The sequence below is a fragment of the Tautonia plasticadhaerens genome, assembly GCF_007752535.1.
GTDB lineage: Bacteria > Planctomycetota > Planctomycetia > Isosphaerales > Isosphaeraceae > Tautonia > Tautonia plasticadhaerens.
Genome location: NZ_CP036426.1, coordinates 6855809 through 6870253, shown reverse-complemented (window position 1 = coordinate 6870253; position 14445 = coordinate 6855809). Strand labels below are relative to the sequence as shown.

Sequence of the window (14445 nt, the reverse complement as noted above, 5' to 3'; positions counted from 1 at the left end):
GTAGTGATGGAACGCATCGCAGCCTATGACGAGAAGACTGTCTTCAAGGAGTAATTTGTCGAGAATATCGGGGTCATCCGGCTCGATCTCCATGAGACGGTTGCTGAAATCCGGGTGGAGGAGGCGACCAACGTAGGGAAGAGTTGATTCCTCTCTGTCCTCCTCTGCGGCACGGAAGATGATTCGCTTCGTCCCAAGGACAAGCAGGAAAAAGCCGTTTCCTTTATGGATCAAGCGGTAGCGAGCAGGTTTGCCGTGAATGCCTTCGCCTTCGTACTCGTTGACTTCGATCTCATATATGTTAAAGGGTTTTCCAGTGTTATCGACAGGGATTGTATAGCATCCAACCTGCGGAGAGTCGTCATCGGCTTCAGCGGGGGCAAGCCAGCCCTCTTCGTCGCCGAAACCGATGCGGGTCAGGAGATGGACAAACGGGATTGGGCGACTCATAGATCCACCGATCGGCGGGTTGTCGGGCCGTTCAACACCGTCTGGCCGTTGTCCGACTCGAACTTCTGCTGTATCTTTCTGGGTTGACGCTCGATAGGACCAACTACAACGTCGCAACCACACAGGTGAATATACTGGGATTTTCGGCTGCGGACTTGTGTGCAAAGCCGCCTTGCCTTGTCCCCTTCCAGTTCTATCCTCCGTAGTCCTTCATAATCCGAATCTTCTACATCGATCTTCAGCAAACAAGGTCGTTGCGTTGGAGAATAACGTCCCCTCGCCCACGCCAGAGCGCTCGCAGGAGAAGTCTGGGTATAGAAACCCCTTCCGAACTCGCCACCTCCCCGAGTGACATCGATGCGCCCGCAGGACGAGCAGCATATCATGGTCAGGGCGAATTCGTGCTTCGTACCATGAAAGAAGACCGGCAACCTTCACCTCCGCTCAGACAGGTGCAATTCTTTCGTTCAACTCGCTTGCGATTGGCCCGATTCGTCTTAGAACAGTTTCCCCTGAGACCTAGAGGGTGGCTTTGAAACGAGCCGAAAGTCTCCATCATCGAGAGATGCTTTGTTCGATTGTGAGGATGACGAGTCTTCCAGATAGGTTCGCACGGCCTCCTCGCTGCCGAGCAGGGCCACGGCGTCCTTCCAGCAGTCGTCCCAGGTCCAGCCGTAGCGGGGGTCGTCTTCGAGGAAGTTCTCGGGCGTCCAGACGTGGCAGCCGGGGCGCTTCTCGATGAGGGGACCGGGGAGGCCGAGGGCGTGGGCGGCGGGGGGGCTGGTCAGCTCGGGGATGCCGAGGAGGGCGAAGAACTCGTCGTTGGAGAGCGAGGCGGCGGACTCGGCGGACCAGCGGCCGTCTTTCAGGGCTCGGAACGCCGCAGCGGCCAGGCCGGTGAGCCGCTCCCGGAAGGGGAACTGCTTGTCCACCCGGTAGAAGCCCTTGGGGTCGGTCGGGTCGTCCCGCACGATCCAGTCAAAGTCGTCCGGGTCCAGGCCGTAGAGGTCGGCGCAGAGGGCGTCGATCTCGACCCGCAGCCGCAGCCGGTCGGCCTCGGTGACGGCCCACCAGTGCTTCCATTCCCGGCCAGCGAGTTCGGGGTAGAGCCGCTTGAGCTTGAGCCATTCGGGGGCGAAGCGACGGTGGAGGAGCGTCAAACGGGCGGCGTCGAGAACAATTCGACCACGAAAGTTTAATTTGTCACCAAGATTTAAAACCGGGATTGGACATTCTTCGATAATGAACCAGTTCAGATGAAGCCCGCCGATTCGCTGACGAACAGTAAAGTCAAATGAGAGTGAGTTGGTTACTGCCGAAAGGAGAAGGGTGCTTGCTCCGTTATCGTATTTGACTGACAGAATGGGAACGGAATTGCCGCATGGGAAGGAAGCCTGTGCCGTGGAGATCATTGTTCTGACATTGGTTCCAGAGGTAATGTCCATGAATGCAAGCTTTAAGCCCCCCTGTGGTCCGTGACGACTTACGTAGGTTTCTTCAGCCATTAAGAACTGCGGCTCGACCAACTTCTGTTCGTAAGGAATGTCTCGCCATACAGAGGAGCGGCCTTTTCCGCTTACCCATCCCTTCTGGGAGAAGTCGAACTGTCCTATCATGCGACCTTCGTATAGAGGTAGTGCGATGTTGCCGTTTGGTCCAACCCATCGACCGTATCTGTCGGGCCGATATTCCCCCTCTTCCCACTTCTCTTTAAGCGGAAAAAGCTTCACATCAGTATTCATCATGAATTCGAGCCCAAATTTAATTTCCCATTCGGGTGCCTTATCACCAATGCGGATCGAGTTGTCGTAAATTTTTCGACAAATCGTGAGGTCACGCTCTGTTCGGACTTCGGGAAGCGATTTGCTCCTTGGCGAAAAGAGCGGAACCAACGCTGGGTCAAACGTGAGGGTTGGTGGATCTGCTCGTTCCCAGTCTCCGAGATCATGAACCATGAACGCAGCCCGAAGTGGCGTATGATGGCTCCCCAATTCTCTATTAGGCCGGGCCACAATCACTACAGAGAATTTAAAAGAACTGTGAATATTGAATATTTTTAATTTGTTCTCAAAAGAGAAAAGCCATTCCCAGTTTGAGTGATCGAGAAAAAGTTGTCGGAGTGGTAGGGACCACGAATCGGTGTAGAGACCCGCAGGCACTATCATGCCTAGCCGTCCATGCTCCCCCAGGAGAAAATTAGAAGACTCCAAAAAGAGCTTGTACGTAAAAACTCGCCCCATTTGATATCGGAAGGGTGATTTCGACCCGACGAATCCTTTCGATGATTGACGGCGTTTCTTCCAAGTCGCAACGAGTCCTGAAGATCCTCGACCAAGTATCGCCGAGCCGCCTTCTAGGCCGAATGGATCTGCGATGAATGTAACCCAATTAGCAAACGACTTGAAAAATCCACAATGCTCAAGCCACTCGTCTTGGATTATTGCAGATGCGTGGAAAAGTTTCTCCATGCACGCCAGGAGATTATTGCGTCCGAACGTGCGGATGGTTGGTTCGTGGTCCGCAAAGAACTCATACGGATTGGGCTGGGCATTCTCCCACGGCGGATTACCTAGCATCGTATCAAAGCCGCTCTGTCCAGACATGAAGACATCGGGAAACTCAAGCTCCCAGTGAAAGAACCGCAGTTCATCGGCCAGCCGTTCGACCAAGGTTCTTTTCTGATCGGTCGGGTCGTGAAAGGTCAATGGAGTTGGCACAAACTTGAGTGACTCCACATCCGTGGGCCAGAACCAGACTGCGCACCACTCGTCCATCGCCCTCTTGAGCTGTTGTATGGCCGGGCTGCCCAGGATGTGTTCCCGGTAGATCCGCTCCCGCTCATCGGGGTCGGTGTGCGGCGGCAGGGCGTGGAGCTTCTCGTACTCGGCTCGGGCCTGGGCGACGACGGTTTCGGTCGAGACCTCCATCTCGGGGAACAGCGGCGGCTGGCCCGTGAACCGGCCCTCGATGAGTTCCCGCATCTCCCGCTTGATGATCCCGTCGCCGCTGCGGCGGTTGCCAACCTTCTCGCCCTTGAGGAACGTCTCGATCCGCCCGGTCCGCTCGCCCTTCGGGCCGTCGCCCCCCTCCCGCTCCCACGCCTTCAGCGGGTAGACCTCCACCCGGTCCAGCCAGCAGCCGACCAGGGCGTTGCCGACCTTGATCTTGTGGTCGAGGAACGAGAACGGAAGGTCGGGGTCGAGCGTCTCAATCCAGAGCGACACCCGAGACAGCTCCACGGCCAGCGGGTTGATGTCCACCCCGTAGATGCACCGCTCGACGACGTGCCGCCGCAGCAGGGCCTTGACCCGCTCCTCGAACGTGTGGCCCCGCTTCGGGTCGTCGGGCGGGAACGGCACGAGTTCGTCGCCGTCCTTGCCCGTGCGGGGTCGGCCGTAGGGGAGCGTGATCCGTCTGGCCCGCTCGGGGTCGTCGAGCTGCCGGTGGTGGCAGAGCGACCGGTAGAGGGCATCGGCCAGGTAATGCAGGGCGGCGACCAGGAACGAGGCGCTGCCGCAGGCCGGGTCGCAGACCTTCAGGCCGAGGATGACCTCCGGCTCCTTCGGGACGAGCGTGCCGTCCTCGGCCTTGTCGTAGCAGAGCGGCTCCAGGGTGCGGTGGACGGTCGGCACGGCGAGCTGGGGGCGGGTGTAGAACGGCTCGAACGGGTTGTTGGCCGTCAGGGAGACCGCGAGTGGGTTGGCGAACGCCGCGCCGATGGACGCCGATTGCGGGGTGCTGCCGGCGACGGCCGCGAAGGTGAACCCCTGGCTCTCGAAGGCGCCGATGTCGACGGCGCCGAACCGGCCCAGGCCACGCTGGTCGGTCGCCGACGCCCGGCCGTGGTGCCGGCGTTGATCGCCGGGCTGCCGGGCAGCAGCGGGATCGTCTGCGTGGGGCCGCCGTAGTTGCCCAGGGCCCCCAGCCCCGGATCGGACACGCCGACGAGGTTGCCGTCGACCCCGTCCACCAGCCAGCTCGAGTCGTCGGAACCGATCAGGTTGTACGTCCCCGGGACCGGCCCGGAAAGATCGTTGCCGGCATTGCCGGCGACGATCGTGTCGGTCAGCGTGGCGGTCCCGCCGGAGTAGTCGATGCCTGCGCCGCCGCCGTACCCAGACGAGTTGCCCGTGATGGTCGAGCCGGCCACCGTGACCGCGCCGCTGCTGAAGCTCCCGCCACCGGAGCCGGGAACGTACGAGTAGTAACTGGTGGAATTGTCGAAGAAGTAGGCGTACCGGGCCTGGTTGTTGACGATCGTGGAGTTGGTGACCGACAGCGTGCCGCTGTTGTGGATGCCGCCTCCCCGGCCAGGGTCGGTCGCGCCGAAGCCGAGGCCCTCGGTGTTGCCGCTGACCGTGCACCGGATCAGCTCGGTCGTCCCCCGGTTGAGGATCCCGCCGCCGTCCGCGTCGGCCTGGCCCCCGGAGATCGTCAGGTCCGTGAGCGAGGCGGAGGCCCCCTCGTCGTTCTGGAAGACCCGGCTGGCGCCGCCACCGCTGACCGTGACGCCCGCCTGGGAGCCGGCGATCGTGGTCGGGCCGGTCGTGTCGCTCAGCTCGAGCTGCGTCCCGCCCAGCGTGATGGTCAGGGGCGAGCCGAACGCGGCGCCGTCGAAAGCGATCGTGTCGGCCCCCGCGTTCGAGTTCGCCTGGGCGACGGCCCAGCGAAGCGTGTCGTCGCTGCCGTCGTCGAACGTGCTTGTGACGCTGAACGTCGAGAGCAATCGCCGATCCTCCAGCGCCAGGAGCGTCGGCCGCAGGAGCCGCCGGCTACGGTCCCTGGTTCGCCTGGAATCGTCACTCAGCCGGGCGATTGCGTGGGTTCGGACGCTCATCCTGTCGCACCTCAAACATTGAAGGACATCGAACTAAGGGATGGAATTCACGCCTGCATCGTGGTCCCGTGCGGGACGCGCCGGGCCCGGCCGCCCGCCGCTCAGCGGGCGGGCTCGGTAGTCCCCTTCAGCGCCGCCGGCACGTCGGCCAGCGCCTCGTCGGGGACCGAGAACGAGTTCTGCATCAGCTTCACGTCGTCGTTGATCAGGTCCGGGTACCGCTTGCCCGGCAGCAACGTCACGGCGAAGACCTCCTGCATGGCGGTCTCGAACCGCAGCAGCGCGACCACCTGGCCGCTCCTCAGGTCGATCACGCAGACGCCGCAGGTCCGCTCCTCCGCCGTGAGCCGCTCGGTGATCGGGATGCCGCTGAAGACGGCGCTCTCGCGGACCTGCGAGAGCCCGACGAAGGCGAGGTGGCCCGCGAAGTCGACCCCCCGGGTGAAGCCCGGCGTGGCGGCAACGGGCTCGTACCGGCCCGACTCCGGGTCGAGGAACCCGAACGTCCCGGCGCCCGACTCGCAGACCCAGAGGCGCCCGGCGTGCCAACGCGGCGAGTGGGGCATCGACAGCCCGCTGGCGATCACCTCGCCGCTGGCCACGTCCATCACGATGCCGCCCTTCGCCTTGCCGGCCCGCCAGCCGGCCGCCGCGTCGGTCTCGCCGAGCGCCGTGACGTACCGCGGGCGGCCGTCGTCCATCGCCAGGCCGTTGAGGTGGCAACGGTCCGTGGGCTCGAGCGCCGTGACGAACTGCGGTCGCCACCGGGGCGTGAAGCTGGCCGAGCGGTCGAGCGTGCAGAGGCAGGAGAACTGGGTGTTGACCACCCAGGGCTCTTCCCCGGCCCCCCAGGCCATCTCGTGGACCTGGATGTTGCCGGTGACGTGGGAGGAGCGGGGCAGGAAGCAGGCGTCGTGGCGGCCCGGCGGCGCGAGCCTGGCGGCGACGGCCGGGACGTCGACGAACTCCCAGACCTGCATCGCCGTGCCGACGGCCAGCCGGCCGCCGGAGAGGGCCATGCCCATGGGGGCCTGGAAGCCGCGGAAGTGGGTGTTGAGGTCGTCCCCCTCGTCGCGGACCATGACCAGCTTGCCGGCCTGGTAGGTGGTGACCAGGAGCGAGGCGCCGATCTGCCTCAGCAACGCGGGGAAGTTCGCCGTGTGGACCGCCCGTAACGGGGTCGGGGCGTCCACCTCCGTGGGGGCAAGGGACGGCGCCGGCTCGGACGGGGAAACCGCGGTCGTCATGATTCGTGACTACCTTCGTTGTATGTGGCGAGGTGCCGGTCGCGTAAGGCCGGGGTCGAGTCTCACGGCGCGTGGACCAATCCGGGCTTCCCGTAGCAGGCGGACGTGAAACGGTCAGCGTCCGGCCAGGCGAATGTTCCTCTCGAGGTGTCCGTCCCGTGGACCGCATCTCCCGACGCGGTCGCCTCGTCCCGATGATTAGCCCGATGCACCTCGTCCACACCGTGAGACCATGTGTTGCCCGGGGGGGACGGCGGCCTGGCATTCCTCCTCGGTCGCGTCGATGCGTCGGGCGTCGGCGACCACGGGCAATTTCAGGCACATACTCCGGTACTGCCAGCCGGCGGCGGTGCGAGACAGGTTGCGTGGGAGAATCTCGAAGACGCCGGTTCATGAGGCATCCGGCCTACCCAGGCGAAGGCAGCCTCGATCCGGGTGGAGCCGTCGCGGGCGGATTGCGGTTGGCAGTATGAAATCTTAAGATGAACGATATGTCCCCACCGCCTGGTCAGGTGCCCGACCTCGTCGCCCGCGTCGCCGCCGGCGATCGGGAGGCGATCGTCGAGCTGATGGCTCGCTACCGCGCCCGCATGCGGCGGATGGTGGCGTTGCGCCTCGACCCGCGGCTGCAGAGCCGCGTCGGCGCCTCGGACGTGATCCAGGAGGGGTACATTGACGCCATCAGGCGGCTGGAGGAGTACGTCCGCGACCCGTCCGTGTCGATCTACATCTGACTGCGGTTCTTCGTCGGGCAGCGCGTGGCCGAGTGCCACCGGCGTTACCTGGCCCGGCCCGGCCGCGACGTCGGCCGAGAGGTCTCGATCTACCGCGGCGCCATGCCCGGCGCGAGCACGGGAGCCCTTGCCGCCCGGCTGCTGGGCAAGCTGACCAGCCCCAGCCAGGCGGCGGTGCGGGCGGAGCGCAAGCTGCAACTGCAGGAGGCCCTCAACCGCATGGACCCGATCGACCGGGAGGTCCTGGTCCTGCGCCACTACGAGCAGATGAGCAACGGCGACGCCGCCGCGGCGCTCGGCCTGGGGAGGGCGGCGGCGAGCAAGCGGTACACCCGGGCGTTGGAACGTCTCGAAAAGACCCTGGCCGACCTGACGGGGGGCGTGGACGGGGGCGAATCTTGAGCGACGAGACGTCCGATCGCGATCCGTTTGAGGTCGTCGCCGCGTCGTTCCTGGCACGGTATCGCGCCGGCGAGCGGCCGAGCATCGAGGACCTGGCCGCCCGTCACCCCGAGCTGGCCGGGCCGATCCGCAGGCTGTTGCCGGCCCTGGTGCGCGTCGAGCAGGATCTCTCGGTCGACGTCGACGTCCACGATGCGGCACCGGCCGCCCGGGGTGTGATCGAGGGTCGGGCGTGGCGACTGGGCGACTACTGGATCCTCGGGGAGATCGGCCGAGGCGGCATGGGGGTCGTCTACGAGGCCGAGCAGGTCAGCCTGGGCCGCCGGGTGGCGCTGAAGGTCCTGCCCCACCGGGTCGCGCACGACCCCAGGGCGCTGGAGCGGTTCCGCCGCGAGGCCAAGGCCGCGGCGCGGCTGCACCACACCAACATCGTGCCCGTCTTCGAGGTGGGCCGGGAGGGCGACTTCGCCTTCTACGCCATGCAACTGATCCGGGGGCAGGGACTCGACCAGGTCATCGACGAGCTGGTGCGGCTTCGTGCTCCCGATTACGAATCGGGCGGACCCGGACCCTCGGGGACCGAGGCGCCCGCGACGGCGGGTCCGCTGGAGCGCACGTCCGGGGGCGTGGCGGTATCGCTCCTGGGCGGTCGGCCCCCGAACGAAGGGCTGGGATCGCCCACCGTCCTAACCGGGACCGAGCCGCTCGACTCGATCACGCCTTCGGGACTCACGCCGACGGTCACGATCGGGGACCGGCCACCGGCCCCGCTGGCCCCGGGCGTGTCAAACTCGGCGGTGCTGCCCGGCGGGACTCAGGTCTCGGAGGTCGACACTTCCGGCCGCCGCCAGCCGTTCTTCCGGAGCGTGGCGCGGATCGGCCGCCAGGCGGCGCACGGGTTGGCCCATGCCCACGCCGGCGGCATCGTCCATCGCGACATCAAGCCCTCGAACCTGCTGCTGGACACGCAGGGGGTCGTCTGGATCGCCGACTTCGGCCTGGCCAGGGACGAGGACGACGGCCTGACCGCCACGGGAGACCTCCTCGGCACGCTCCGCTACTTGGCCCCGGAGCGGTTCCGGGGCGAGGGGGACGCCCGCGCCGACATCTCCGCGCTGGGCTTGACCCTCTACGAGTTGCTGACGCTCCGGCCGGCCTACGCGTCTGCGGACCGCCTGAGGCTGATCGAGCAAATCAAGAATGAGGAGCCGGACCGGCCCCGATCGCTCGATGGCCGGATTCCCCGCGACCTGGAGACGATCGTCCTGAAGGCGATCGAAAAGGCCCCGGAGCGGCGGTACTCTTCGGCCGACGCGATGGCCGAGGACCTGCGGCGGTTCCTCGACGACGATCCGATCCAGGCCCGACGCGCGTCGGCGGCCGATCGCTACGCCCGATGGGCGCGGCACCACCCGGGGATCGCGGTGCTGGGCGCGGTCCTGACCGCCGTGCTCGTCCTCTCGACGGCGGTCTCGCTGGTCGTCGCCGGCCACATGGCCGACCTGGCCGACGACCGTCGGCTCGCGGCGGACGCCGAACGAGCGGCGCGCCAGGACGCCGTCCGCACGGCGAAGGCGGAGATCGCCGCGCACGCCGACGCCGACCGGGACCGGGAGGCGGAGAAGTGGGCCCGCAACGCCGCCGCCTTGCAGGCCGCCGAGCTGCTGCTCGACCGGGGGATCGAGGACGCCCGCGCCGGCGAGCCGGCCCGGGCGCTGCACCTGTTCGTGCGGGCGCTGAAAGCGATCCCGGCGGACGACCCGCAAGCGGCCCCGCTCGGGCACGCGATCCGGGCCAACCTGGCCGCCTGGGCCGAGACCTTGCCGGGCCTGGAGCAGATCTGGCCCGACAGGTTCCATTCGGCGGAGATCGCCTATTCCCCGGACGGCGAATGGCTCGCCGTGGCCGCCCGGAAGGACGAGATCTGGTGCGTCCGGACCGACACCGGCCGACCGGTCGGCCCGCCGATCCAGCTCCTCGTCCGGGATAACGCGGCGATGGAATTCGCGGCCGACGGTCGGAGCCTGTGGGTCGCGTCGCCGGACCGGGCGGATTTCGTCGATGGATGGACGCTGCACCGGCTAGTCCCGGTGTCGGGCCGCCCCGTCCAGCCGCCGATCCCGACCACCGGGCCGGTCAATCGCCTGGCCGTCACCCCGGACGGGCGCCACTTCGTCGGGCTGGTCTGGGGGCTGCGCCCGGACGACCGGGGGGGCGTTGCGGACGCGGACCGGACCCGCCTGTGGCGGACGGCGGCGGTCGTCGCCTGGGAGGCGGCGAGCGGCCGGGTCGTCGTCGATGCCGTGTCCGACCGCGAGACCGCGAACCGGTGGCCCGACGCCTACCTGGCCCTGTCGCCCGACGGGAACTCCGCGATCCTCTGGGTCCAGCGTGCCGCGAAGCGGTTCGAACAGATCCGCTTCGCCGTGGTCGGGGACGAGCCGCCCGTCCATCAGGAACTGCCCGAGGTCGGGGACGGGGCGCCCTGGATCTTCCACTTCGAGAACCTCATGAGGACCGCGCTGGTGATCAAGGACGACCAGCTGCATCGCTGGTCGGCGACGACGCCCGAGGTGCTCGGGCCCGGCATCCCGACCCCCTTCCGCTCCATGTTCTATGGCCGATCGGCGGACGGCCGATCCGTGACCTCCCAGGTCGATGGTCGGTTCCACGACACCGGGACCTGGCCGCCCCGGCCGTCCGGGGTCCGCTTCAATCACCCGGGCTGGCAGCGGAGCGACAATGCCTGGTGGGAACAGAGCCCGGGCGGGCGGTTCGCCGCGAGCTGGGTCGGCATCGGTGAGGGGGGCGGGCGACTCTGGCGGCTCCCTCGTCCCCACAGCCGGCCCGCGCTGTCGCCCGCCGAATCGGCACGGCGACCGGGACGGACGGCCGCCTATTCCGACGCCGAGTTCGACCCGAGCGGCGCGGGCGCGATCCTCTGGCCTTACTTGCCGGAGCACTGGACTCAGGTGGCCGAGAATACGCACGACCTGCGCCTCGTGGACGCGACGACCGGGGCGGCCCGAGTGACGAGCATCCACCACTCCGCACTGATCCGGCAAGCCGTGTTCGCCCCCGACGGCCGGCACTTCGCCTCGGCCAGCTTCGACGGGACCGCGCAGGTCTGGGAGGCGGCCACCGGGAGGCCGGCCGGGCCCCCGTTGCCCCACGGCAACTACGTCGCGTCGGTCGCGTTCAGCCCCGGCGGCCAGACCCTGGCCGCCGGCGACTACGGGCCCAACGGGCTCGTCAAGTTCTGGGACTGGCGGGCCGGGAAGGAGGTCCGCCCGCCCCTCCAGCATGACGACATCGTCCTGGGCGTCGCCTTCAGCCCCGACGGCCGATACCTGGCCGTCGTCGAGGCGCCCGACTGGTCCAAGTCGCCCGAGTTCCTGGTCTGGGAGGTGGCGTCCGGGTCGGTGGCCGTCCGGGTGCCGTATCCCGCCCCGAGCCACTTCCTCCGAGAGACGCCCCGATTCCGATCGGACGATCGGGCCGTGGCCCTGCGCGACGTGGGCGGCGTGTTGCGCCTCTGGGAGGTCCCGTCCGGCCACTTCCTCGGCGAGCGGCCCCTCGACGGCGACGGCAAGACGCGATTCTCGCCGGACGGCCGGATGGTCGCGGCGTCGGCGAACCTCGGCGTCCGCCTGCTCGACGGCGGCACGCTCGCCCCGCTCCCCGCCGGCTGGCTCTCGCATCCCGACCCGATCCGGGACCTTGCGTTCAGCCCGGACGGGGCGTCCCTGCTGACCGCCCACGAGAACGGGTCGGCCCAGCTCTGGGACGTGGCCGCCCGCAAGCCGATCGGCCCGCCGGCCGTGCTCATCGGCCCGATCCTCGCGGTAAGCTTCACCCCCGACGGCAAGACGTGCGTCGGCGTGGCCGCCGACGGCACCGTCCGCCGCTGGCCGGTGCCCGCCCCGTTCGCCGAGCCGGACCTCGACCGCCTGTCGGACCGCGTCGCCCTGATGACCGGCCAGCGGATGGACGACAACCAGGGGCTGGACACCGTCCCGGCCGACGAGTGGCAGTCACTCCGGGCGAGGCTGGTGGGCGAGGGCAGCACGGCCCTGGTCCCTTCCCGGCCGGACGCCGACTGGCACGACGCGACCGCCGACGACGCCGAGCAGGACGGCGACGCCTTCGGGGCCGAGTGGCACCTCGACCGCCTGGCCGCCCAGCGGCCGGTCGATTGGACGATCCCCGCCCGACGCGGCCGGGTCCTCGCGGCCGCCGGCCGTCGCGACGAGGCCGACGCGGCCTACGCCGCGGTGCGGGGGCTGGCACCGTCGCCCCAGGTCCTGTCCGACTGGCTCCGGGTCACCGCCGTGGACGAAGAGATGGCTGGCCGGGGCGAGGCGGCCCTGTGGAACCCGGACCGGGCCATCGCGTTGACCCCGGAGGACTGGACCCTATACGTGCTCAGGGCCGGCCGGACCAGCCCGTCGCGGGCGGTCGCCGAGTTCGACGAGGCGATCCGCCGAGGGGCTGAGCCGGGGATCATCGCGCAGGCGGCCGACCAGGCGGCCGATTCCGGCGACTGGGGGCGATCCGCGGCCCTCTTCGGCGGCGCCGGCCGCGGCCCGGGGCTCCCGACGATGGTCCGCTACCGCCAGTGGCTCGCCTGCCTGAAGGCCGTCGACGCCGCCGGCTACCGGTCGGAGTGCGACGGGGTCGCGCAGGGTCACCGCACTATGAACTTCTGATGGCGTAAGACTTTCCGACTGAATGGCCTACCCAGCCGGTCTTTCTTGCGATACTCGGAAGCCTGTGAGCGACATCGGAGCCCTGCTTGTCCATCAGCATGAAGTGCCTCTCATGCGGCTCCGGATAGGAATCGCCGGGGAAATGGCCCTGCAGGAGGACGCTGCACCTATCGCGCGGTAGCCCTGCGGGGTCGCGCGGCTGCTCCCGCTGGTCGGCCCGGACCTCTCCGCCGGCGAGGCCAACAACGCGGCGATGATCTTCGCCCTCGGCCCGGGCGCCACCGACGACTGGGCCACGCCCCTCGCCTGGATCGACCACGCCCTGGGCCGCCTGACGGCGGCGGCGGAGGCGAACCCCGGGGCCAGGGATCAGATCCGGCAGGTCCGGCACGCGTTCCTCAACACACGAGGCGCCCTGCTCTATCGGGCCGGCCGACAGGAGGAGGCGGTGGGGGCCCTGCGGGAGGGGATGGGCTTCGACCCCGGCGGCGGCGTGTTCCAGGACTGGCTGTTCCTCGCCCTTGCCGAGCATCGCCTCGGCCACGACGACGCGGCGGGCGAGGCCGCGCTCAGGGCGCGAGCCGCGTTGCCGGGCGTCGAGGCCGACGCGGTCTGGGCCTTGGCCGAGGTCGAGCTGCTGGTCGCGGAGCTAGACCTCGCCCTGCCGCCCCCGGCCGAGTGACGGCGTCGACCCCGAGGTCGGCCCGGGTCGCGCCCAAGCTGAGCCGGGAACGGTGCACGCTTCGGTGTGGTCGGCCGCGTCAGGCGGCGTCGGCGAACCGCCGCCGGCAGCACGTGCACTCGCCGTCCTTCCCCCTCAGGATGGTCGAGAACGCACTCGGCTGCGGTAGCGTCATGATCGCCCGGAAGGCCAGCGGGGCACGGTGGGCGTAGTGGCGATACGTGATCCCGCCGACCGAGTGGCCGAGGATCTCCACCGACGACTCCGGCACGTGCTCGTCGTGGTACGTCGCGCACGTCTTCCTCAGGTCCTTCAGCTCCCAGGGCTCCTCCCGGCCGGTCTCGACGTCCAGCCTCGGCTTGATGCCGGCATGCTCGCACAGGGCCTGGAAGCGGGCGTTGGGCCGGGCCCCGCCTCCGAGGAACATAGGAGCGTCGGGCTGCGGGTCGTTCGGCATCAGGCCCTGCAGGTGCGCGTGCAACACCCGGTTCATCGGCCGGTAGAACGCCTTGCCGGTCTTCACGCGGCGGTAGAACAGCCATCCCCGGGCGACTGCTCCTTCGCCTCTCGGTCCGGCGATCGCCGGTCCCAGATGACGTGCCGCCTGAGGATCGGCTCGTGGGCCGGCGTGGACCGCCAGACGGTCCCGGTGTCCACGCCGTAGTTGAAGAACACGACCAGGGCGGCACGCCAGTACCGGCCGACCGGGTACGCGGCGTCCCAGCCCCGCGGCCGCCCCATCTTGTAGGTGGCGAAGTAGAGGGCGTTGATCTCGGCCTTGGTCAGGTAGTGGCGGCCGGCCACGTCGCGCTGGTCCCTGGGGCCGGGGAACCGCGGGGGCGCCTCGATCAGCTCCTGCTCCCAGGCCCAGGAGAGGATGGCGCGGAGGTGCTCGCGGGCCTTGTTGGCCGTGCGGCCGGGGTTGGTCCCCCGATCCCTGACGGCCTGCTCGTGGACCCGGTCGAGGAACTCGCGGATGTCCCTGCGCTGGAGCTGCTCGATCGGCGTGCCGGCGCCCCACTCCTCCCACTTCCGGAGGGTCGTGAGGTACTCGTTGCGTGTCCCCCGCGAGAGGGCCTTGGCCCGGAAGTAGCCCTCCGCGGCCGTCCTGATGCTCGTCGGCATCGCATCGGCTCCGGCGACACTACTCTCGCCGCTTCAACCGGCCGGTTTGCGGGTCCCAGCCCGAGCCGTCTTGTCGGATTCAGGCGTGATGATCGGACGCACGCCGATGCGGTCGGGCTCGAAAGTCAACGAGAGGCGGTCGCGCCTGGCGGCTTTGCCGGATGCAGCGAGTCGTACGGTCATGCGGAGTTTCGGTCCGATGCATTTAACCGGCAGGCGCCCGAGGCGCTCGCGATGTGGACGCCGGGCCTCGGTGCTT

At 68.1% G+C, this 14445-nt stretch carries 10 protein-coding genes; 5 read left to right on the top strand and 5 right to left on the bottom strand.

What is annotated here, in order from left to right; genetic code table 11:
* The first annotated feature begins 255 nt into the window (after positions 1-255).
* On the top strand, positions 256-537 hold the full coding sequence (locus ElP_RS38760) for a hypothetical protein (RefSeq protein WP_197446414.1): 282 nt from the start codon (positions 256-258) through the stop codon (positions 535-537).
* A gap of 410 nt (positions 538-947) precedes the next feature.
* Here ElP_RS38760 and ElP_RS38755 read toward each other — a convergent pair whose 3' ends face one another.
* The 3 genes from ElP_RS38755 to ElP_RS27365 all read right to left on the bottom strand — a co-directional run bounded on the left by ElP_RS38755 (position 948) and on the right by ElP_RS27365 (position 6534).
* Complete coding sequence (locus ElP_RS38755; protein WP_197446413.1) at positions 948-4082, bottom strand: Eco57I restriction-modification methylase domain-containing protein; 3135 nt, start codon at positions 4080-4082, stop codon at positions 948-950.
* Between the two features lie 47 nt (positions 4083-4129).
* Positions 4130-5287, bottom strand: coding sequence for a choice-of-anchor Q domain-containing protein (locus ElP_RS27370; RefSeq protein ID WP_145275675.1), 1158 nt, complete (start codon positions 5285-5287; stop codon positions 4130-4132).
* A gap of 101 nt (positions 5288-5388) precedes the next feature.
* The gene (locus ElP_RS27365) at positions 5389-6534 is read right to left on the bottom strand and encodes a TIGR03032 family protein (RefSeq protein ID WP_145275673.1); all 1146 of its coding nucleotides are present in this window, start codon (positions 6532-6534) and stop codon (positions 5389-5391) included.
* A 491-nt stretch (positions 6535-7025) separates the two neighbouring features.
* On the opposite strand from ElP_RS27365, the gene ElP_RS40055 reads away from it, so the two are divergent.
* The 4 genes from ElP_RS40055 (at position 7026) to ElP_RS27350 (ending at position 13061) form a co-directional block, all read left to right on the top strand.
* The gene (locus ElP_RS40055) at positions 7026-7268 is read left to right on the top strand and encodes a hypothetical protein (RefSeq protein ID WP_231749284.1); all 243 of its coding nucleotides are present in this window, start codon (positions 7026-7028) and stop codon (positions 7266-7268) included.
* Between the two features lie 24 nt (positions 7269-7292).
* Positions 7293-7670, top strand: a complete 378-nt coding sequence (locus ElP_RS40050; protein ID WP_231749283.1) for a sigma-70 family RNA polymerase sigma factor — start codon at positions 7293-7295, stop codon at positions 7668-7670.
* Positions 7667-12379 (top strand): serine/threonine-protein kinase, encoded by a 4713-nt coding sequence (locus tag ElP_RS27355; RefSeq protein ID WP_145275671.1) that lies wholly within the window; start codon positions 7667-7669, stop codon positions 12377-12379. Before ElP_RS40050 ends, ElP_RS27355 begins: the two co-directional genes overlap by 4 nt.
* A 253-nt stretch (positions 12380-12632) precedes the next feature.
* Entirely contained in the window at positions 12633-13061 is a 429-nt protein-coding gene (locus ElP_RS27350; RefSeq protein WP_145275670.1) for a hypothetical protein, read from the top strand.
* Positions 13062-13140: 79 nt separating this feature from the next.
* Here ElP_RS27350 and ElP_RS27345 read toward each other — a convergent pair whose 3' ends face one another.
* Both ElP_RS27345 and ElP_RS27340 read right to left on the bottom strand, forming a co-directional pair.
* Positions 13141-13584 (bottom strand): site-specific integrase, encoded by a 444-nt coding sequence (locus tag ElP_RS27345; protein WP_145275668.1) that lies wholly within the window; start codon positions 13582-13584, stop codon positions 13141-13143.
* Positions 13581-14186: a site-specific integrase gene (locus tag ElP_RS27340; RefSeq protein ID WP_145275666.1), complete on the bottom strand. Its 606-nt coding sequence runs from the start codon at positions 14184-14186 to the stop codon at positions 13581-13583. Before ElP_RS27340 ends, ElP_RS27345 begins: the two co-directional genes overlap by 4 nt.
* Between the last annotated feature and the right edge of the window lie 259 nt (positions 14187-14445).